This window comes from Pseudomonas sp. 32A (assembly GCF_052682255.1).
In genome coordinates this window covers 5,780,512-5,801,596 of the sequence record NZ_JBQYLY010000001.1, presented here as the reverse complement: position 1 = coordinate 5,801,596, position 21,085 = coordinate 5,780,512, and the positions used below count along the sequence as shown (strand labels likewise).

At 61.5% G+C, this 21,085-nt stretch carries 20 protein-coding genes; 11 read left to right on the top strand and 9 right to left on the bottom strand.

Annotated elements, in window-relative coordinates:
* Window positions 1-15: 15 nt before the first annotated feature.
* The 5 genes from ACUN0G_RS26665 to rpiB all read right to left on the bottom strand — a co-directional run bounded on the left by ACUN0G_RS26665 (window position 16) and on the right by rpiB (window position 4,311).
* On the bottom strand, window positions 16-393 hold the full coding sequence (locus ACUN0G_RS26665) for a VOC family protein (RefSeq protein ID WP_445574754.1): 378 nt from the start codon (window positions 391-393) through the stop codon (window positions 16-18).
* A gap of 17 nt (window positions 394-410) precedes the next feature.
* Window positions 411-2,018, bottom strand: coding sequence for a GMC oxidoreductase (locus ACUN0G_RS26660; RefSeq protein ID WP_445574753.1), 1,608 nt, complete (start codon window positions 2,016-2,018; stop codon window positions 411-413).
* A complete protein-coding gene (locus tag ACUN0G_RS26655) occupies window positions 2,002-2,457 on the bottom strand; it encodes a hypothetical protein (RefSeq protein WP_421522904.1) in 456 nt (151 codons plus the stop codon). The genes ACUN0G_RS26660 and ACUN0G_RS26655 overlap by 17 nt, the downstream gene beginning before the upstream one ends.
* 348 nt (window positions 2,458-2,805) lie before the next feature.
* The gene (locus ACUN0G_RS26650; RefSeq protein WP_017479041.1) at window positions 2,806-3,786 is read right to left on the bottom strand and encodes a sugar-binding transcriptional regulator; all 981 of its coding nucleotides are present in this window, start codon (window positions 3,784-3,786) and stop codon (window positions 2,806-2,808) included.
* A 63-nt stretch (window positions 3,787-3,849) separates the two neighbouring features.
* Complete coding sequence (gene rpiB / locus ACUN0G_RS26645) at window positions 3,850-4,311, bottom strand: ribose 5-phosphate isomerase B (RefSeq protein WP_003215716.1); 462 nt, start codon at window positions 4,309-4,311, stop codon at window positions 3,850-3,852.
* Between the two features lie 284 nt (window positions 4,312-4,595).
* On the opposite strand from rpiB, the gene ACUN0G_RS26640 reads away from it, so the two are divergent.
* From ACUN0G_RS26640 to dhaL, 7 genes are all read left to right on the top strand, one after another.
* Entirely contained in the window at window positions 4,596-6,083 is a 1,488-nt protein-coding gene (locus ACUN0G_RS26640) for a sugar ABC transporter ATP-binding protein (protein WP_003215714.1), read from the top strand.
* Entirely contained in the window at window positions 6,080-7,069 is a 990-nt protein-coding gene (locus ACUN0G_RS26635; protein WP_003215711.1) for an ABC transporter permease, read from the top strand. The genes ACUN0G_RS26640 and ACUN0G_RS26635 overlap by 4 nt, the downstream gene beginning before the upstream one ends.
* Window positions 7,070-7,125: 56 nt before the next feature.
* Entirely contained in the window at window positions 7,126-8,133 is a 1,008-nt protein-coding gene (locus ACUN0G_RS26630; RefSeq protein ID WP_445574752.1) for a substrate-binding domain-containing protein, read from the top strand.
* Between the two features lie 138 nt (window positions 8,134-8,271).
* Window positions 8,272-9,027, top strand: a complete 756-nt coding sequence (locus ACUN0G_RS26625) for an SDR family oxidoreductase (RefSeq protein ID WP_445574751.1) — start codon at window positions 8,272-8,274, stop codon at window positions 9,025-9,027.
* Between the two features lie 28 nt (window positions 9,028-9,055).
* On the top strand, window positions 9,056-10,171 hold the full coding sequence (locus tag ACUN0G_RS26620) for an MDR/zinc-dependent alcohol dehydrogenase-like family protein (RefSeq protein WP_063031068.1): 1,116 nt from the start codon (window positions 9,056-9,058) through the stop codon (window positions 10,169-10,171).
* A 147-nt stretch (window positions 10,172-10,318) separates the two neighbouring features.
* The gene (locus tag ACUN0G_RS26615; protein ID WP_318301444.1) at window positions 10,319-11,320 is read left to right on the top strand and encodes a dihydroxyacetone kinase subunit DhaK; all 1,002 of its coding nucleotides are present in this window, start codon (window positions 10,319-10,321) and stop codon (window positions 11,318-11,320) included.
* A 3-nt stretch (window positions 11,321-11,323) separates the two neighbouring features.
* A complete protein-coding gene (dhaL, locus tag ACUN0G_RS26610) occupies window positions 11,324-11,968 on the top strand; it encodes a dihydroxyacetone kinase subunit DhaL (RefSeq protein ID WP_445574750.1) in 645 nt (214 codons plus the stop codon).
* 100 nt (window positions 11,969-12,068) lie between these two features.
* Here the strand turns inward: dhaL and ACUN0G_RS26605 are convergent, their stop codons facing one another.
* Window positions 12,069-12,947 (bottom strand): LysR family transcriptional regulator, encoded by an 879-nt coding sequence (locus ACUN0G_RS26605; protein WP_445574749.1) that lies wholly within the window; start codon window positions 12,945-12,947, stop codon window positions 12,069-12,071.
* A gap of 103 nt (window positions 12,948-13,050) precedes the next feature.
* On the opposite strand from ACUN0G_RS26605, the gene ACUN0G_RS26600 reads away from it, so the two are divergent.
* On the top strand, window positions 13,051-13,536 hold the full coding sequence (locus ACUN0G_RS26600; protein ID WP_445574748.1) for a GlcG/HbpS family heme-binding protein: 486 nt from the start codon (window positions 13,051-13,053) through the stop codon (window positions 13,534-13,536).
* Window positions 13,533-15,080, top strand: a complete 1,548-nt coding sequence (locus tag ACUN0G_RS26595) for an MFS transporter (protein ID WP_445574747.1) — start codon at window positions 13,533-13,535, stop codon at window positions 15,078-15,080. Before ACUN0G_RS26600 ends, ACUN0G_RS26595 begins: the two co-directional genes overlap by 4 nt.
* A 72-nt stretch (window positions 15,081-15,152) precedes the next feature.
* Here ACUN0G_RS26595 and sohB read toward each other — a convergent pair whose 3' ends face one another.
* Window positions 15,153-16,178, bottom strand: a complete 1,026-nt coding sequence (sohB, locus tag ACUN0G_RS26590) for a protease SohB (protein ID WP_017479031.1) — start codon at window positions 16,176-16,178, stop codon at window positions 15,153-15,155.
* Between the two features lie 193 nt (window positions 16,179-16,371).
* Here sohB and ACUN0G_RS26585 point away from each other — a divergent pair, with 193 nt between their 5' ends.
* Window positions 16,372-17,082: a histidine phosphatase family protein gene (locus ACUN0G_RS26585; RefSeq protein WP_445574746.1), complete on the top strand. Its 711-nt coding sequence runs from the start codon at window positions 16,372-16,374 to the stop codon at window positions 17,080-17,082.
* 56 nt (window positions 17,083-17,138) lie between these two features.
* Complete coding sequence (locus ACUN0G_RS26580; protein ID WP_010210990.1) at window positions 17,139-17,453, top strand: SCP2 sterol-binding domain-containing protein; 315 nt, start codon at window positions 17,139-17,141, stop codon at window positions 17,451-17,453.
* Between the two features lie 69 nt (window positions 17,454-17,522).
* On the opposite strand, the gene ACUN0G_RS26575 is transcribed toward ACUN0G_RS26580, so the two are convergent.
* Together ACUN0G_RS26575 and ACUN0G_RS26570 are read right to left on the bottom strand one after the other, a co-directional pair.
* Window positions 17,523-18,116, bottom strand: a complete 594-nt coding sequence (locus ACUN0G_RS26575) for a hypothetical protein (protein WP_445574745.1) — start codon at window positions 18,114-18,116, stop codon at window positions 17,523-17,525.
* 168 nt (window positions 18,117-18,284) lie between these two features.
* Entirely contained in the window at window positions 18,285-20,918 is a 2,634-nt protein-coding gene (locus tag ACUN0G_RS26570; RefSeq protein ID WP_445574744.1) for an MGH1-like glycoside hydrolase domain-containing protein, read from the bottom strand.
* Between the last annotated feature and the right edge of the window lie 167 nt (window positions 20,919-21,085).

Genomic DNA, 21,085 nt, shown 5'->3' with positions numbered 1-21,085 from the left:
CAGGGATGGAAAGCACTAGCCCACGCTGGGGTCGTTTTCCCAGAAGCCGAAGGCATTGCCCAGCGGGTCGCGCAACTCGGCGAAATAGCCCACGCCCGGTACCGGTGTTTTACCGACCACCACGGGTGCACCCAGGGAAATCGCTTTTTGCAGATAAGCGTCGATGCCTGTGACGGTGTAGTACTGCACCGGGCTGCCGGGCGCGCCAGGGCCCGACATGATCGCCAGGTAGGCCGTCTGCGGCGTCTGCCCGTCCGCCCCGGTTATCTCCCAGAAAACATTCGGCGGCTGATGCCGAAAGTGCCATTCGGGGAACAGCGCGGCGTAGAAGTTCTTGCCTTGTTGCGCGCTGTTGTCAGGAATGATGACGTGAAAATTCAATGATCCGGTCATGCTCAGACTCCTGTCTGTCAAGCCGTTGGGGGCGCAGCTTTTTTTGTCAGTCGCGCCAGTGCGGTATCGCTGCCCATTGCCCTCATCACCAAGGCCACCAGGGTCAGTGTCGGGTTGGCGGCGGGTAGTGTGGGCATGACGCTGTTGCTGACGACATACAGGTTATCGACGCCAAACACCTGCAACTCGGGACTGACCACGCCGTCGCTCGCACTGTTGGCCATACGGGTGGTGCACGCCACATGATCGCCCCGCTGCGGGTAGGTGCCCGAATTCACACCGCTGCACCCCATTTTCAATAGGACGTTTTCAAGAATGCCCACGTACTTCTGCGCCGCCGCGGGATTGAACAGCGGGTCGGGGGTATTGATCAGGGTGCGCGGCAAGCCGAAACGCGTAGTGCCCGGTGCGCAGGTGACCCGGTTGTTGTATTGCGGGATCGCCGACAAGTTGCCATACAGCTGAAACGTCGCAGGCGCGGTGCAAGCCGCCTGAATCTGACTGATGCTTTGCCCCTGGGCCATCAGCAGGCCCAGGTCGATGTAGGGCTTTTCATAGTTCATCGAGATGAAAAACTTGCCGCACTTCTGGCATTCAGGTGAATCGTACGTGCGCGAATACAGACTGGGAAAACCCAGCTCCTCCTCGAATGCCTGTGGATTAGGCGCGGTGCCCGAGGCATAGAAAAATTGAGTTGCACTGACAAAACGGCCAACCAGGTCGTTGTCATTGCCGATGCCGTTGGGCCAAAAATTCGACGTGGACGCCTGGAGCAACTTGGGAATCTCGAAAGCACCGTTGCACAGAATCACGTTTTGGGCATCCAGCTCCACGGTGTCACCCGAAGCCAGGTCGGTGTAGGTAACGCCCGCCACCTGTTGCTTGCTGAGCATGCGGATCGCCGTGACTGCCGCTCCCAGGCGCAGGCTCACATTGGGGTTGCCGGCAAGCAGGGCCAGCGGCTGATCACCGGTGAAGCGACCGGCGACCGGACAGTAGTCGCAGGTGCCGGTGGTGCGGCAAGGTCCACCCTTATCATTCGCCTGCCCGTAGCGCGCCACCGGCAAATGACCATAGTCGATATTCAATTGACGGAACGCCTGGATGAAAGGCCCCGCCGAGATCGGATAGGGCGCAGCGCCGTAAGGATAGGGTTGGCTGCGGGGCGGGTTGTTGTCACTGGAGTCACCGCTGGCGCCCAGATACTGCTCGGCCTGATTGTAGAAGGGCTCCAATTGGTTGTAGCCGAAGGGCCAATCGATCCCTTGCCCGGTGTTGGTGTGCAGCGCGAAGTCTTCAGGCTTAAAGCGCGGCACCCATCCGCCCCAATGCAGCATGGTGCCGCCGGCGCCAAAGATCCTGCCACCCTGGATGTTCCAGGGGTTGGCGCCGATCGCATCAAAGTCCGCAGCCTGATCGTAATAAGCCGCGTAGGGGGTATTGGCGGTACCGCCGCCCCGCGCCACGTGGTGAAACCACCAGCCGGGATCCGCCATGGGAATGCTCGGCCCGGTTTCCAGGATGACGACGCCGTCGAGGCTTGCACACAGGCTCGCCATCAGGCTGCCGGCCACGCCGGAGCCGACGATAACGATATTGGCTGATTCGTTACGCACCTTGGCCATGGTCGCCTCCTACCGGCAGGTTCTGCACCGGGATGTTGAGCGCGCGATAAGGCGGCGGCTGTTGCAGGAACGAGCCACCGCCCATCCAGCCGTTGTAGTTCATGTAGCCGAACGTCTTGAAGCCGCCAAACGCGATATTCCAGCGCATGAACTCAAGCAACACAAAATTCGCCACCGCCGAAGGGTTGCCGGGTGAGTAAGGGTTTTGAGTAATCAGTGCCGCGAGGGCGAGTGAGGGTTGACCGTATTGCCGGAGGAGCGCCTGATATTCGGCAATGGTGTCTCGGTAATAACCCGTGTAGGCCGGGTCACGTTGCATCTGCCATTGCAGCGCCTGTTGAAACTGCTGCTGCGACATCCCGCAATCAGCGGCAGTGCCCCACTTCAGGCCGATAAATCCGAACAAGCTCCAAAGCACATTGATCTGGTCTTCGTTCATGCGGATCTTCCTTTTCCGACTGGGTAATGCTCCCTATGCCACGGCCCGCTGGGAGCGGGACGAGGCGACGATTCATCCTCGACGAAGACGTCAGGTTTGGCTACTCGAGTTTGGTAATAACCCTTATTCCATTCCTTTTGTATGGGTACTTCAAGGCGGGCTACTGTCCAAGGCGGTGGGTGCTCATCTGCTGCCGAAACGCGAACTCAGCGTAGGAGCTGTCGAGCCTTGGCGAGGCTGCGATGGCATCACTGCGGTGTAACTGAAACACCGAGGCGCCTGCATCGCAGCCTCGCCAAGGCTCGACAGCTCCCACAGGTGATGTTCAGGGGCTGGGCTATCGGGGTGTCAGCTTTTACGCGTCGCATCATCCAGCGCGAGGATGGTATGGGCATTGGTCACCGTGGTCGCCAGGGTGTTGATCACCCCCGACCGCAAGGCCCCCAACGTCGCCGCCGCTTTGGTATTTTCACTGGCAATCGCCACCACATCAGGAATGCGGAACAGCTCCTGCACCGTCAACCCGATCACCCGCCCTTGGATCGCGTTGACCGCCGGCTGGCCATGAATGTCGATGAAGTCATAGCCCATCATGTCGCCCACCGTGCCGGACAACCGCGCCTGGGCGATTTCCTGGGGTGAGAACCAACCCATGCGCACCATGTTGCTGTTTTCACTCATGTCGCCGATGCCGATCAACGCCATGTCGGCACGGCGGGCGCGGTCGAGGGTGGAACGTACGGTGTCGTTGCTGATCAGCACGCCCCGCAGTTCCGGATTGGCCACCAGCGCCGGGGCGTACAGGCTTTCACTTTCGCCGCCAAAGCGCAGGGCCAGGCGCCGGCAGATGTGGTCAGGGTTCATGTATTCGCCCGCCTTGAGCGAACCGCCGATGGCGCACACAAACGTGCAGTTGCGGGTCACCGGCAGGAACACGTTGTCGGCCACCGCACCGACGTTACGCCCCATGCCAACCGCGACGATCATGCCGTCGCTGAGGGTTTTGTTCAGGTAGTTGGCCACCAGGCTCGCAACCGCCGAACGCTGGGTGTCGGGGTCGCTGTGGTCGACCGCGATCAACGCGCGGTCCAGCTGGAAGCGATCCACCAGCGCCTGTTCCAGCTCATTGTTCATCGCCGGGTGCTGCAACACCCGCACCTCGACAATCCCTTCATCCCGTGCGCGTTTGAGCAGGCGGCTGACTTTTGCCCGGGACAGGTCGAAGCGCTTGGCGATGGCTTCCTGAGTGACGTTCTCAAGGTAATAGAGCATCGCCACTTCGGTCATCAGGTCGATGTCGCTGGCGATGCGCTGGGTACTGTCACTCATGGGCACGGGCTTCCGTTTCGGTGTCAAAGGCGCATTCTCCCGACTCTTGCCCCGTTCCGTCCACTACTGATGCCCGTCACGCTCGATCGCGTTGATGCGGTCGACCTTGGCCCCGGAACGCGCAGCTTCGAACTCCGACTCCAGGAACGACTTGACGATGCTCTTGGCCAGTTCCGCGCCGATCACCCGTGCACCGATGGACAGGATCTGCGCATCGTTGCTCTTGCGCGCCCGCTCCGCCGAATAGGTGTCGTGGGCCTGGGCTGCACGAATCCCCAGGACTTTGTTGGCCGAGATGGCCATGCCGATGCCGGTGCCGCACACCAGCACCCCCAGCCGCTGCTCACCGGCATTAATCGCCGTGGCCACCGCCAGGGCGATGTCCGGGTACAGCACCGGCGCCGTGGAGTGGGTACCGAAGTCAGTCACCGGGTAACCCAGCGCCTCGATATGGCGTTTCAACAGTTCTTTGAGCTCATAACCCGCTTCATCGCATCCGATAGCCACCGGGAAAGGTGTGTTCATGGCGTTTGGCTCCGCTGCCGTTTTGGGTACTTTCGAATGATCATATGATCACTCAATGAAATTTCGCCCAGTCATTTCTCGAACATTCCAGGCGCGCTGTCAAGCGGGATTTAGCTGACCTTGCAGTCAAAGCCCTCTAAACCGGTGTGCTTTGCACAAATCCGCCCATTTACAACTTTTCAGTGAAAGAGATTGACTGATCAGAATTTCATTTGATACACATATGATCACAGCGAAACATGACTGTGCGACCTAATAAGAATTCACAGCACGAGGACACGCCGATGGCCACGCCATTACTGCTCCAGGCTGAACACGTCGCCAAGGCTTACGCCGGGATCCCTGCCCTGCGTGAGGGGCGCCTCTCTCTGCGGGCCGGCAGCGTCCACGCCCTGTGCGGCGGCAATGGCGCAGGCAAGTCGACTTTCCTGAGTATCCTGATGGGCATCACCCAACGTGACGCCGGGACCATCCTGCTCAATGGCTCACCCGTTCAGTTCAACCGCCCCAGCGAAGCATTGGCGGCGGGGATCGCGATGATCACCCAGGAACTGGAACCCATCCCCTACATGACTGTCGCCGAAAACATCTGGCTGGGCCGCGAACCGCGCCGCGCCGGCTGCATCGTCGACAGCAAGGAGCTCAACCGGCGCACTCGCGAACTGCTGGAAGGCCTGGAGTTCGACGTCGACGCCACCAGCCCCATGCATCGCTTGAGCGTGGCGCAGATCCAGCTGGTGGAGATCGCCAAGGCGTTCAGCCACGACTGCCAGGTGATGATCATGGACGAGCCCACCTCGGCCATCGGTGAGCGCGAGGCCGAAACCCTGTTCAAGGCAATCCGCCGCCTCACCGCCCGTGGTGCCGGCATCATCTATGTGTCGCATCGTCTCAGCGAACTGGCGCAAATTGCCGACGACTACAGCATCTTTCGCGACGGCGCCTTCGTTGAGACCGGGCGCATGGCGGATATCGACCGCGCCCACCTGGTGCGCGGCATCGTCGGCCAGGAACTCACCCGCATTGACCACAAGGTCGGCCGCGAATGCGCCGCCGAATGCTGCCTGGATGTCGACAGTCTGAGCCGCGCCGGCGAGTTCCAGGACATCAGCCTGCAACTGCGCCAGGGCGAAATCCTGGGCATCTATGGACTGATGGGCTCGGGCCGCAGTGAATTCCTCAACTGCATCTACGGCCTGACCACCCCGGACTCCGGCAGCGTGACCCTGCAAGGCAAACCGATGCCCATCGGCCTGCCCAAGGCAACGATCCAGGCCGGCATGTCGCTGGTCACCGAAGACCGCAAAGACAGCGGCCTGGTGCTCAGCGGCAGCATCCTCTCGAACATTGCATTGTCGGCCTACAAGCAGCTGTCGAGCTGGTCGCTGATTAACGCGCGCAAGGAAAACCAGCTGGCCCAGGACATGGTCAAGCGTCTGCAGATCAAGACCACTTCCCTGGACCTGCCGGTGGAATCCATGAGCGGCGGCAACCAGCAAAAAGTGGTGCTCGCCAAATGCCTGTCGACCCAGCCGATCTGCCTGCTGTGCGACGAGCCGACCCGGGGCATCGACGAAGGCGCCAAGCAGGAGATCTATCACCTGCTGGACCAGTTCGTGCGCGCCGGTGGCGCGGCGATTGTGGTGTCGTCCGAAGCCCCGGAATTGCTGCACCTGAGTGACCGTATTGCCGTGTTCAAAGGCGGAAGGCTGGTGACCATCAGCAGCGATACCGCCCTTTCCCAGGAAGCCTTGTTGAGTCTTGCCTCATGAATGCCAAATCACTTTCTACACCTGCAGCCGCCCCCGTCACGACCGCACCCCGCAGCCGCCTGCGCTTGTCCCTCGACCGCTTCGGCCTGCCGCTGGTGTTTATCCTGCTGTGCCTGGTGATGGCGTTCGCCAGTGAGTACTTCATGACCTGGCGCAACTGGATGGACATCCTGCGCCAGACCTCGATCAACGGGATCCTCGCCGTGGGCATGACCTACGTGATCCTGACCAAGGGCATCGACCTGTCGGTGGGCTCGATCCTGGCGTTTGCCGGGTTGTGCAGCGCCATGGTCGCAACCCAGGGGTATGGCGTGCTGGCGGCGGTCAGCGCCGGGATGTTCGCCGGGGCGATGCTCGGGGTGGTGAACGGCTTTATGGTCGCCAACCTGTCGATCCCGCCCTTTGTCGCGACCCTGGGCATGTTGAGCATTGCCCGGGGCATGACCTTCATCCTCAACGACGGCAGCCCGATCACCGACCTGCCCGACGCGTACCTGGCGCTGGGTATCGGCAAGATCGGCCCGATTGGCGTGCCCATCGTGATCTTCGCCGTGGTCGCGCTGATCTTCTGGATGGTGCTGCGCTACACCACCTACGGCCGCTATGTGTACGCGGTGGGCGGCAACGAGAAGAGCGCGCGCACCTCCGGGATCGGCGTGCGCAAGGTGATGTTTTCGGTGTACGTGGTTTCGGGCCTGCTCGCCGGGTTGGCCGGTGTGGTGCTGTCGGCACGCACCACCTCCGCCCTGCCCCAGGCCGGTACTTCTTATGAGCTGGACGCGATTGCCGCGGTGGTGATCGGCGGCACCAGCCTGTCGGGCGGCACCGGCACGATTGTCGGCACGCTGTTTGGTGCACTGCTGATCGGTGTGATCAACAACGGCCTGAACCTGCTCGGCGTGTCCTCCTATTACCAGCAGGTCGCCAAGGGCCTGATCATCGTGTTCGCAGTATTGATTGATGTGTGGCGCAAGAAAAAACGCTAGTCGCTTTTCCTCGAAACCGAACTGAACGACCTACAACAATAAGCGGAGTTCTCATCATGAAAGTTGGTATTTCCCTGGCCGCCGTCGCGGCACTCTCCCTGCTCGCCAGCAGCATTGCCCTGGCGGCCGATGGCAAGACCTACAAGATCGGCGCCGCGGTATACGGCCTCAAGGGCCAGTTCATGCAGAACTGGGTGCGTGAGCTGAAGGAGCACCCGGCGGTCAAGGACGGCACCGTGCAACTGACCGTGTTCGACGGCAACTACGACGCCCTGACCCAGAACAACCAGATTGAAAACATGGTGACCCAGCACTACGACGCGATCCTGTTTGTACCGATCGACACCAAGGCCGGCGTCGGTACCGTGAAGGCTGCCATGAGCAATGACGTGGTGGTGATCGCCTCCAACACCAAGGTGGCCGACGCCAACGTGCCTTATGTCGGCAACGACGACGTGGAAGGCGGCCGGCTCCAGGCCCAGGCCATGGTCGACAAGCTCAAGGGCCGCGGCAACGTCGTGATCATCCAGGGCCCGATTGGCCAGTCGGCACAGATCGACCGCGAAAAGGGCGAGCTGGAAGTGCTGGGCAAGCACCCGGACATCAAGATCATCGAGAAGAAAACCGCCAACTGGGACCGCGCCCAGGCCCTGGCCCTGACTGAGGACTGGCTGAACGCCCACCCGAAAGGCATCAACGGGGTAATCGCGCAAAACGATGACATGGCCCTCGGTGCGGTGCAGGCATTGAAGTCCCATGGGCTGACCTCCAAGGAGGTACCGGTGACCTCCATCGATGGCATGCCGGATGCGATCCAGGCCGCGAAGAAAGATGAGGTGACCACCTTCCTGCAAGACGCCCAGGCGCAATCCCAAGGCGCGCTGGATGTGGCGCTGCGGGCGCTGGCCGGCAAGGATTACAAGCCGCAGTCGGTGATCTGGGAACGCTATGGCAAGGATGTGAAATGGGGTGACGGCACCGCCAAGAACTACATCCTGCCGTGGGTGCCGGTGACCAATGCGAATGCGGATGCGCTGTACCAGCAGGTGAGCGGCAGCAAGTAACTCACTGATCGTTCCCACGCTCCGCGTGGGAATGCATACGGTGACGCTCTGCGTCACAACGGCGGACGCAGAGCGTCCAGGACGGCATTCCCACGCAGAGCGTGGGAACGATCATTGTCAGCAAGAGGAGTCATGTTCATGTCTGGATTCTGGAATCAAGCCTTCGACCTCACCGGCCGCTGCGCCGTGATCACCGGCGGGGCCGCCGGGATCGGTCTGGCTTGTGCCAGCCTGTTGGTGGAACGCGGCGCGCGGGTGGCCCTGCTCGACCGCGACCCGGCCGTGGTCGAAGTCGCCGCCAGCCTCGGTGCCGGGAACATCGGCATCGCCGTGGACCTGCGCCAACTCGACCAGGTGCACAGCACCGTCGACTACGTATTCAATCACTTCAAACGCCTGGATTACCTGGTCAACAGCGCCGGCGTGGCCCTGCTGGACAAGGCCCTGGACGTCAGCGAAAACGCCTGGGACACCACCCTCGACATCAACCTCAAGGCCAGCTTTTTCGTGGCCCAGGCCTGCGCCAAACACATGCTGGCCCAGGGCAGCGGGCGCATCGTCAACCTCGCCTCCCAAGCGGCGGTGATCGGCCTGGACCGTCACGTCGCCTACTGCGCCAGCAAGGCCGCCGTGGTCGGCATGACCAAGGTGCTCGCCATGGAATGGGCGCCCCACATCAACGTCAACGCCATCTCCCCGACCATCGTCGAAACCGCACTGGGCAAAAAGGCCTGGGCCGGCGAGCTGGGGGAACGGGCCAAATTGCAGATCCCGGCGGGCCGCTTTGCCCAGCCGGAAGAAATTGCCGGGCTGGCGTTGTACCTGCTCAGCGACGCCGCACAGATGATCACCGGCGAAAACGTGGTGATCGACGGCGGCTACAGCATCCAGTAATTCATCTTTTGTCGTGAGGTTTATCGTCATGTCTACCGTTACCGAACGCACGCCCGAGCAACTGTCACCCGTCATTCCGAAAACCATGCAGGCCGTGGTCTGCCATGGCCCGGAAGACTATCGCCTGGAGACCGTCGACGTGCCGACGCCCGGGCCCGACGAGATCCTGACCAAGGTCGAGCTGTGCGGCATCTGCATGGGCGACATCAAGACTTATCGCGGCGCGCCGTCGTTCTGGGGCGACGCCGAGCAGCCGCGCTACGTGAAGCCGCCGATGATTCCCGGCCACGAATTCGTGTGCCGCGTGGTTGCCCTTGGCCCCGGCGCGGAGAAGCGTGGGGTGAAGGTCGGCGACCGGGTGATTTCCGAGCAGATCGTACCGTGCTGGGGCTGCCGCTTCTGCAACCACGGCCAGTACTGGATGTGCCAGAAACACGACCTGTACGGTTTCCAGAACAACGTCCAGGGCGCCATGGCCCAGTACATGATCTTCACCAAGGAAGGCATCATCCACAAAGTCCCGGACTCGATTGCCCCGGACGAAGCCATCCTGATTGAACCCCTGGCCTGCTCGCTGCACGCAGCGGAGCGGGCGAATGTGGATTTCGACGACATCGTGGTGGTGGCCGGCGCCGGTACGTTGGGCCTGGGGATCATCGGCGCGGTGCGCATGCGCAACCCGAAAAAACTCATCGTGCTCGACATGAAACCCGAGCGCGCCGCCCTCGCCCTGCGTATGGGCGCGGATGAAGTGTGGAACCCGGCCGAAGTCGACGTGATGGCGAAGATTCGCGAAATCACCGATGGCTACGGTTGCGACATTTACATCGAAGCCACCGGGCACCACAAGGCAGTGAACCAGGGCCTGGCGATGCTGCGCAAACTGGGACGCTTTGTGGAGTTCAGCGTGTTCAACGACGAGGCCACGGTGGACTGGTCGATCATCGGCGACCGCAAGGAACTGGACGTGCTGGGCTCCCACCTGGGTCCGTACATGTACCCGCGCGCCATCGACTTTATCGGCAACCGCAAGATCGACATGCGCGATGTGGTGACCCACAAATTTGCCCTGGCAGACTTCAAGGAAGCGTTTGCGGTTATGGAACGCGGGGACAAGTCGCTTAAAGTCGTGCTGGAACCCTGAAACACGCCAAAACCGCTGTAGGAGCGAGCTTGCTCGCGAAAGTCGTTAACGATAATGCTCGCGTCCTGAATCAACGCGGCGCTCTCTGGTTTTTCGCGAGCAAGCTCGCTCCTACAGTTGATCAAAACAAAAACAGGAAACCGCGTTATGAATCGAGTGATAAACGATCCGGATCAGGTGGTCGAGGACATGCTGCGGGGCATCTTGGTCGCGCACCCCGAGCTGCGCCAATACGAAACCAATCCACGGGTGATCGGCAAGGCCAAACCGTCGCCGCAAGGCCGCGTGGGCATCGTGACCGGCGGCGGTTCCGGCCATGAACCGGCCTTCCTCGGCTACGTCGGCCCCGGCCTGGTGGACGCCGTGGCCGTCGGCGAAATCTTCTCCTCGCCCACCGCCAAAAGCTTCTTCGACGCCTTCCGCGCCGCCGACCACGGCGCGGGCGTGGCGTGCCTGTACGGCAACTACGCCGGCGACAACATGAACGTGAAGCTGGCAATGAAAATGGCCGCCAGCAAGGACATGCAGATCCGCACCGTGGTCGCCAACGACGACGTGGCCTCGGCGCCCAAGGCCGACATCGCCAAACGTCGCGGGGTGGCAGGCGAGATCTTCATGTGGAAGGTCGGCGGAGCAGCTGCTGCCCAGCATTACGATCTGGACGGGGTGATTCGTGTCGCCCAGAAGGCCGTGGACAACTGCCGCTCCATCGGCATCGGCCTCACGCCCTGCACCATCGCGGCGGTGGGCAAGCCGAACTTCCAGATTCCCGACGGGCAAATGGAATTGGGCATCGGCCACCACGGCGAGCCGGGCATTGAAGTCATCCCCATCGAATCTGCCGAAGCCATGGCCGCGCGCATGCTCGCGCCGATCCTCGCCGACCGTGACTTCAGCCAGGATGACAGCGTGGTGGTGCTGGTCTCGGGCCTGGGCGCGACGCCGGTGATGGAACTGTACATTTTCTACGCCGAGGTTGAACGTCAACTGCAGGCCAGGGGCTTGAAGATTCACCGCTGCTACGTGGGCAACTACTTCACCTCCCTGGAAATGATGGGCGTGACTTTGACCTTGCTGGGCCTGGACGCCGAGCTGAAAACCCTGATCGACCAACCCTGCCGTTCCATCGGCATGACCCAGGCGGACTGAACCATGAGCCAGCATTTCTCCACCCACGACGGCAGCGCCATCGTCGCCGACCTGGTGAGCGTGATCGTTGCCAACCGCGAATACCTGAGCGAAGTCGACGGCGCCATTGGCGATGGCGACCACGGCATCAACATGGCCAAGGGGTTTGCCCATTGCGGGCGCACCATTGAAGGCCGTCAGTTGACCCTGGCCGAAGCGCTGGACGAGTTGACGCTGAGCCTGATGGAAGGCATCGGCGGCTCCATGGGGCCGCTGTATGGCAGCCTGTTTATCGGCATGGCGGATGAGGTGCGCGGCAGCGAAGAGATTGACGCGGCGACCTTTGCCCATTTGCTGCGGGGCGGGTTGACCTCGTTGCAGGACATCACCGACGCCGGCGTGGGTGACAAGTGTTTGATGGACACCTTGATTCCGGCGGTGGAAGCGTTTGAACAGGCCAATGGGTCGGGAGCGTCGTTCAGTGAGGCGCTGGACGCGATGAAAAGTGCCGCGTCGCGGGGGCGGGATTCCACCAAGGACCTGGTGGCAAAAATCGGCCGCGCCAGCCGCCTGGGCGAGCGCTCGCTGGGAGTGCTGGATGCCGGAGCGGTATCGTGCTGCTTGATACTGACGCGACTGGCGGATTCGGTTCAACCCCGCCTGATCTAACCCCACCATCCCCCCCCGTAGCAGCTGTCGAGCCCTAGCGAGGCTGCGTAGCGGTACATCAGACACACCGCCACGCAGCCTCGCCAAGGCTCGACAGCTGCTACGGGCGGTTTGGGGTTTGTTTGACTTGCTCGATGTACCGCGCCACCGCCGGCGCCTTTTCAAAGCGCCGGTGAATCAGCGACAACCACGACGACGCCTCACTGCCTTCAATCGTGCGGTACACCACGTTCGGCAAGCTCACATGCCCCACCACCGACGCCGGCACCACCGCCACGCCCTGCCCCAGTGACACCAACGCAATCACCGCCACCAACCCGCCCGGCTGCGGCCCCAGCCGAGGCGCATAACCACCCTGCGCGGCCACCTGCAACGTGCCGCTGATCTGCTCGGGCAAGATAAAGGTCTCGTTTTGCAGGTGCTCGCAACTGATCGCCTTTAATCCCAGCAACCAGGAATCCTGCGGCAACGCCAGCACAAACCCTTCGCTGTTCAAACGCACCGCCTCGACGCCCTCGGGTAATGTCATCGGCGAGCGGATATAGCCAATATCGAAGCGCCCCTCCGCAACCAGCCCCGGCAACGTCGCCATCGGGCTTTCGCGCACGCTCAGGCTCACATCGGGGAAGTCCCCACAGAACGACTGCACCTGGCGCTGCAACAGGCCTGAATAGACCGCCGACGCAACGTACCCCAACTCAATGTGACCAATCTCTCCGCGCCCGGCGCGCTGGGCATTGCGCTGGGCAAATTCGAACTGACGCACCGTGGCCTCAGCCTCGATCAACAGCGCCGCACCCGCTTCGGTGAGGCTGACTTCGCGCTGCTGGCGGATAAACAAGCGCGTACCGAGGGTGTTTTCCATGTCCTGGATCTGCCGACTCAGGGTCGGCGGGGCGATGCCTAGCTGCTCGGCGGCCCGAGTGAAATTGCGTTGCCGGGCAACCGCCAGAAAGTAGCGGAAATGACGTATTTCCATCGCAGGATTAGCTCAAAGGTAATGAAGATCACTGTCACGCCTAATAAAGCCAGGACTCGGCGGGACTAAGCTGGGCGCACGCTCACAGTAGAGAGGCACCCCCATGTTAGTCAAATCCCTGGTACTGGCACTCGCAGCACTAACCACCCTGCCCTCGGCAATGGCCGCCGAACCACCCGCCACTATTGCCCACAAGGCAATACTGACCCTGGCCAACGCCCAGCAGATCGCCGCGCAGGCCCGTAAAGCCGCCGCTGAAAAAGGCTGGCCCTGCGCGCTGGCGATTGTTGACGATGGCGGCTGGCCGATCCTCACCACCCGCATGGACGGCGCTCCGGTGGTTGCCGGGATTGAGTTGGCCCAAGGCAAGGCCCGTACCTCGGCGCTGTTCAAACGGCCGTCGGCCGATCTGGAAAACGCCATCAACGGTGGGCGCCAGGCCGCCGTCACCGCCGGCCTGCTGATGATGAAAGGCGCTCAGCCCATCATCCTCGAAGGCCAGGTAGTGGGCGCCATCGGCATCAGCGCAGACACCCCGGCCCACGATGATGAAATCGCCCTGGCGGCGGTGGCTTCGGTGCAACCATGAGCAAGGTCAGCCCACGTGTCACGCTGCTGACTGCCTCCGGGGTGTGTTCGTTGATCGTGCTCGACACCAATATCGTCGCCGTCACCGTGCCGAGCATCGCCCGGGACCTGGGGGCGAATTTTGCCGATATCGAATGGGTGGTCAGCGCCTACATGCTGGCCTTCGCCGCCCTGTTATTGCCGGCCGGGAGCATTGCCGACCGCTTTGGGCGCAAGAAGACCCTGATCTGGGGCCTGAGTATTTTCATCCTCGCGTCCATTGGCTGCGGCGCGGCGCCGAATGCGTTGTTCCTGGATATCGCCCGCGCCGTCAAAGGTGTCGGTGCGGCGCTGCTGCTGACCTCGGCCCTGGCTTCCATCGGCCATACGTTTCATGACGAAGTGGAGCGCGCCAAGGCCTGGGCCTTCTGGGGCGCGTGCATGGGCGTGGCGATGACCGCCGCGCCGACCCTCGGCGGCTTGATCACCCAGTACCTGGGCTGGCGCTGGATTTTCTATCTCAATTTGCCGGTAGGCCTGGTGTTAATGGGGTTGGTGCTGCGCGCGATTCCGGAGTCTCGCGACGCCCAATCCGCAAGGCTTGATCCCTGGGGCAGCCTGGCGTTCAGCGCCAGCCTACTGTGTTTGATCTGGGGCCTGATCGAAGCCAATCGCATCGGCTGGGACAACCCGCTGACTTACGCGCGGCTGCTGGGCGGTGCGGCGTTGTTGGGTTTGTTTGTACTCGCCGAACGCCTGCAAGAGCGGCCCATGGTGGACCTGCAGTTGTTCAAACACCCGCGCTTTATCGGCGCACTGCTGGGGATGTTCGCCTACGCCGGCTGCGCCCAGGTGATGATGACGTTGCTGCCGTTCTACCTGCAAAACGGCCTGGGGTTCTCCGCCATCGCCTCGGGGCTGGGCATGCTGCCGTTTGCCTTGACCATGTTGATCTGCCCGCGAATTGGCGCCCGCCTGGCCAGCCGTTTTGCCCCGGCAACGATGATGGCGACGGGGCTGGCGTTGGTGGGGTGCGGCAACCTGCTGAGTGCCTGGGCGGTCAATATCGGCGGTTATCTGCCGTTCGCCCTGGCCATAGCGGTCACGGGGGCCGGCGCCGGATTGCTCAATGGCGACACCCAGAAAAACATCATGGCCTGCGTGCCACGGGACCGCGCGGGAATGGCGTCGGGTATGAGCACAACCATGCGCTTCAGCGCGATCATGTTGGCCATCGGCGTGTATGGGGCATTGTTGAGCAGCCATAGCGAACAGTTGCTGCACACGAGCATCGGCTCCCAGTGGCAGGAACAGGTGGCGGGGATTGCTTCACGGGTAGTGGCGGGCGATATGCCGGCGGCCATGGCGCTGCTGCCTGAAACGGCACGGGGGATGGTGCAGCCACTGGCGCGGCAGGCGTTTGTCGGCGGGTTCAGCGTGGTGTTGTGGGTGTCGGGGTTGTTGGGTTTGCTGGGGGCGTTGGTGGTGGGGATGTTGATGAAGAACCCGATCCCCGCTGCACCGATACCCAACTGTAGGAGCGAGCTTGCTCGCGATGGAGGTTAACGATAACGCGGGGAGCCTGGCTCCCCGCGGCGCTCTCAGGTTTTTCGCGAGCAAGCTCGCTCCTACAAGGTATTACCAGAAACGCTGCTGGGTCAGGCGGCTCCACCAGGTCAGCAACACCCGGTCTACCGAACCGCTGGCCGCCAGGCCCACCCGCTCCTGCAGGCTTTTACGCTCGGCATAGTGCAGGTGGAACACCTCGGCAGTCTTGGCCTTGGTCGCCAGGTATTCATCGCTGGTTTGCAACTGGTCTACCAGTTGCTTGTCCAGCGCCGCAACGCCCAGCCAGACTTCACCGGTGGCCACATCATCAATGGCCAACTGCGGGCGGTAGCGCGACACGAAGTTCTTGAACAGTTGATGGGTGATGTCCAGGTCTTCCTGGAACTTCTCGCGGCCCTTCTCGGTGTTTTCGCCAAACACCGTCAGGGTACGTTTGTATTCGCCGGCGGTCAGCACTTCGAAGTCGATGTCGTGCTTCTTCAGCAGGCGGTTGACGTTAGGCAACTGCGCCACCACGCCAATCGAACCGAGGATGGCAAACGGTGCGCTGATGATCTTCTCGCCGATGCACGCCATCATGTAGCCGCCGCTGGCCGCGACCTTGTCGATGCACACGGTCAACGGCACGCCCGCCTCGCGGATACGCGCCAGTTGCGACGACGCCAGGCCGTAGCTGTGAACCATGCCGCCGCCGCTTTCGAGGCGCAGTACCACTTCGTCCTTGGGCGTGGCCAGGCTTAGCAGTGCGGTGATTTCATGGCGCAGGCTTTCAGTGGCCGAGGCCTTGATGTCGCCGTCGAAATCCAGCACGAACACCCGAGGCTTGGCTTCGGGTTTCTTCTTGCCTTTTTTCTTTTCGGTTTTGCTTTCGGACTTGCGCAGGGCCTTGAGCTGGTCCTTGTCGAGCAAGGTCTGCTCCAGGCGCTCACGCAGGCCTTTGTAGAAATCATTGAGCTTGCTGACCTGCAACTGGCCGGCAGCTTTACGGCGGCCCTTGCTGCGCAGCGCGGCAAAACTGATCAGCACCACCAGGATGGCGACGACCAGGGTGACGGTTTTAGCCAGGAAAGTAGCGTACTCGGCCAGAAAATCCATGTGACTCCTTACAAGTGCAGTGCGCCAGGCGCGGATTGCCCAAGCATACCGACGCCACCGCCATGGGGCCAGTGATCAAACCGCCAGCAGCGGGCCTCTAACGAGCTTTTAAAACAAGCGTATGTTTTTTCATTGACAGCTTCCCGGCATCCTCATAACCTCGCCAGACTTTCAACGTACCGGGAAAACGGACGTGGGCAGCATTTACCTGATTCGACATGGCCAGGCCTCCTTCGGTGCAGACGACTACGACGTGCTGTCGCCCATCGGCGTGCAACAGGCGCAAGTGCTGGGCCGCCACCTGGCGGAACTGGGCCTGAGCTTCGACCGCTGCGTGTCGGGCGACCTGCGCCGCCAGCAGCACACCGCCACCGCCGCCTTCGAACAATACAGCGCCCTCGGCCTGCCGGTACCCACGCTGGAAATCGACAGCGCGTTCAACGAGTTCGACGCCGAGGCGATCATTCGCGCCCTGCTCCCGGACCTGCTGCACAACGAACCTGAAGCCCTGCACGTCCTGCGCAATGCCGCGCAAAACCGCGGCGAGTTCCAGCGCATCTTTTCCCTGATTGTCGAACGCTGGCTGGCCGGCACCTACGACCCGCCGGGCCTGGAAAGCTGGCTGGGGTTTGTCGAACGTGTCCAGGGTGGCCTGCAACGGCTCCTTGAAGCCGCCGACAACAGTGACAAAATCGCCGTGTTTACCTCCGGCGGCACCATCACTGCCCTGCTCCACCTGATTACCCGGATGCCTGCTGCGCAGGCCTTCGAACTGAACTGGCAAATTGTTAACACCTCGCTCAACCAACTGAAATTCCGTGGTCGCGAGGTGGCACTGGCTTCCTTCAACAGCCATACCCACTTGCAACTGTTGAAGGCGCCGCAGCTCATCACCTTCCGATGAATTGCGGCCAACCGTGACCCCAAGGTCACTGGACTCACCATAAAAGGATCGAAACCATGACTGACGTAGCTAAAGCCGTAGAAGCAATGAAAGCCAAGTTCAACCCAGCCGCTGCCGACGGCCTGGACCTGGTGTTCGGTTTCCGTATCGACGACACCCAGAACTTCTCGCTGGTCGTGAAAAACAATACCTGCGAACTGCTGGAAGGTGAAAACCCGGACGCCCAGGTCACCCTGGTGATGGACGCCGAAACCATGAAAGGCATCGTCAGCGGCGAAACCGACGGCATGCAGGCATTCATGGGCGGCAAACTGCGCACTGAAGGCGACATGATGCTGGCCATGAAGTTGAGCGAGCTGTTCCCGGCCTGATCAAGCCCGCGTTAAAACGAAAAATCCCGCCAATGGCGGGATTTTTCGTTTCAGGGGCAAAGCAAACGCCTAGCGGGTTCCCGCATCGTCCAACTCGTCAAAGGTCTCCAGGTACTGCGGGTCGTTGGTATCCCCCACACGAATCTCTCGCCCCTCGTACTCTGCGGTTATTTCGCCGGTGTTCACGTCCAGACCAATCATGACCAGGAATTTTTTGCGGCCTACCTGCACATACATATCGTAAAGATCCCGCGGCACATCCGGAGCCACAAACACGCTGTACGAGTAGCGCACGCGGCGGGTCAGCACGGGCCACTGCGCCTCAAGCGCGCTCACATCCTGCGACTCGCCACCGGCATTACCCACACCTCGTAGCGCAGCCTCCATCAACTGATCGTTATCCTTGGCAGTGAAGACCACCGGTTTTCTGCGGATCATCGTGATCATCGGGTTGGGGATGAGATCCGTTTCAAGGCGATACATCCCATTGCTGAACCACTGAGTCGCGTCAAACGTTTCGCCTTTCTTGCAATCACTGCAATGCATCATCATCGGTGCCGCAGCACCTGTCCGGGGATAAAGGGACGTCATGAAAATACTGGTGGTGATCAGCAACGCACTCAAGAGAGTCGTACTGCGGAATCGCGCAACGACCTTCGCCATTGTCTACATCCTTGTATGAGGGGCGACGAATTTACCCGATTCTGATCGTTACCACTCATGGAAATATTGCACCCTGCAGGAGCGAGCTTGCTCGCGAAAGCCTGAGGGCGCCGGGTTGAATCAGGATGCCAACGTCATCGTTAACCACCTTCGCGAGCAAGCTCGCGCCTACAGGGGCTGCAACAACAGCGCCACCAGCGCACTCCACCCCGTCTGATGCGAAGCCCCCAACCCCCGCCCCGTCTCGCCATGAAAGTACTCATGAAACAACACCAGATCGCGACTGGCCGGATCCGCCTCCAACTGCGCATACCCGACCATCGACGGCCTCGAACCGTTCTCATCCCTGAGAAACAATCGTGTCAACCGCTGACTGAGCCCATCGGCAACCTCCTCCAACGACGCCAGATACCCACTCCCGGCCGGATATTCCACCGAAAAATTATCCGCGTAGTACCGATGAAACTCCCGCAGCGACTCAATCAGCATGTAGTTGACCGGCATCCACAACGGCCCACGCCAGTTGGAGTTACCGCCATACAACCGCGAATCCGACTCTGCAGGCTCATAACGGGCACACAGCGTGTTGCCATTCATCTTCAGCGCCAGCGGTTCTTCGGCAAACGCTTTCGACAGCGACCGCACACCAAACGTCGAGAGAAACTCAGACTCATCCAGCATGCGCCGCAGCAAATCCTTGGTTCGCTCACCCCGCAACAACGCCAGCAACAGTCGATTCCCCTGCCCCGGTTCGTTCCAGCGCGACACCAACTTGGCCAGGTCCGGCCGATGCTTCATAAACCCCAGCAACCGCTCGCGCAAACCTTCGAGCCCTTCATGCTCGCGCTGCTCCAGCACCAGCACCGCAAACAGCGGCATCAGGCCGACAATAGAACGCAGCCGCACCGGCTCACTTTCACCGCCCGGACGATGCAGCACGTCATAGAAAAACTGATCCTGCTCATCCCACAAGCCTTCGGCGCCATCGTCAACGCGGTTGATCGCCCCGGCGATATACAGGAAGTGCTCAAAGAACTTCACCGCGATATCCACATACACGACATTGCGCTTGGCCAACTCCAGACCGATACGCATCAGGTCCAGTGCATACGCCGCTACCCACGCCGTGCCGTCCGCCTGGTCCAACTGATAACCCGGCGGCAAATCAGCCGAGCGATCGAACAGCGCAATGTTATCCAGCCCGAGAAACCCGCCCTGAAAAAGGTTGCGGCCTTCGGCGTCCTTACGGTTAACCCACCAGGAAAAATTCAGCAGCAGCTTGTGGAAGATCCGCTCGAGGAAATCCATGTCGCCCACGCCGTTCAGCGCCTTGTCCTGCTGATACACCCGCCAACTGGCCCAGGCATGCACCGGCGGGTTGGCGTCGTCGAAACGCCACTCGTAGGCCGGCAACTGGCCGTTGGGGTGCATGAAGCGGTCTTTCACCAACAGCAGCAGTTGCTGCTTGGCGTAACCCGGATCCATCAGGGCAAACGCCACGGCCTGGAACCCCTGGTCCCACGAGGCGTACCACGGGTATTCCCAGGTGTCAGGCATCGAGAGGATGTCGAAATTCGACAGGTGCCGCCAATGGGTATTACGGATATGCAAACGCTCGGGCGGCGGCGCGGGCTGGGCCGGGTCGCCGTCGAGCCATTGATTCACGTCGAAGTAATACAGCTGCTTGGACCACAGCAACCCCGCCAGGGCCTGGCGCTGCACGTTGCGCGCGTCTTCACCGGCGATGCCCTGTTGCAGCGCCGCATAAAAATCATCGGTCTCCTGACGGCGTTCTTCAAACAGCTTGCGCGCATTGATCCACGGCGCCTGCGCCGGGGCGAAGCGCAGGTACAGGGTTTTGCTTTCCTGGCCCGCCAGTTCGAGGATGAAACGCGCAGCCACCTTGGTGCCCGAGTCCCGGCGAATCGCTGCTTCCGAACCCGTGGTCACATAGTCGTTGATCCCGTCCTTGAACGGCCCCGGCCCAGGTTGCCCGTCCAGCTTGGGGAAGTTCGTTTCGTTCTCGCAGAACAACCATTCCACACCGTCCTGGCCCCAGGCACTCAGGTGGCGATCAAACAATTCATGGTGCCGCGCCACCACCTGTTCGCCCTCCAGGCGCAATTCAGGCTTGGGGGCATCGTGGGTCCAGCTCCAGTCATTGCGCGCCCACAAGTGCGGCAACACCTGCAAGCGTGTGGGCTGGTCCGATCGGTTGTGCACGGTGATGCGCATGAACACGTCATCGGGCTGGTGCTTGGCGTATTCCACCGTGACGTCGCAGTAGCGGTTGTCTTCGAAAACCCCGGTATCGAGGATTTCGTATTCGGCATCCCCCAAGCCACGCCGGGCGTTTTCGGCGATCAGGTCGTTGTAGGGAAAAGCCGCGTGGGGGTATTTGTAGAGCATGCGCATGTAGGCATGGCTCGGCACGCCATCGACGAAAAAGTACAGTTCCTTGACGTCTTCGCCGTGGTTGCCCTCGGCGTTGTTCAGGCCGAACAGACGTTCCTTGATGATCGCGTCGCGCTCGTTCCACAGCGCCAGGCCCAGGCACCAGCGCTGGGCCTTGTCGCTGAAGCCCGCCAGGCCATCCTCGCCCCAGCGGTAGGCGCGGCTGCGGGCGTGCTCGTGGGGGAAGTAGCGCCAGGCATCGCCGTCGGCGCTGTAGTCTTCGCGCACCGTGCCCCATTGCCGCTCGCTCAGGTAAGGGCCCCAGTCACGCCAGCGCTCGGCGTCGTCCCTGGCCAGGCGCTGGCCTTCAATCGTGTTCAGAATGTTCGTCGCAGGCTGTGCCGTCATCGAGTCTTCCGTCGCGTTCAGAGGTGACGGCCAGTGTAGAGCCCATCGGCGCTGAGATGCACGTGAAGCTAATAACATCCAGCTCATTCATTTGCAGAATGAAGTCCAGAGGAATCTTCGTTTGCAAGGCAATGGCGGGCCCAACAAAATCAGGCAACCGTGTAGTT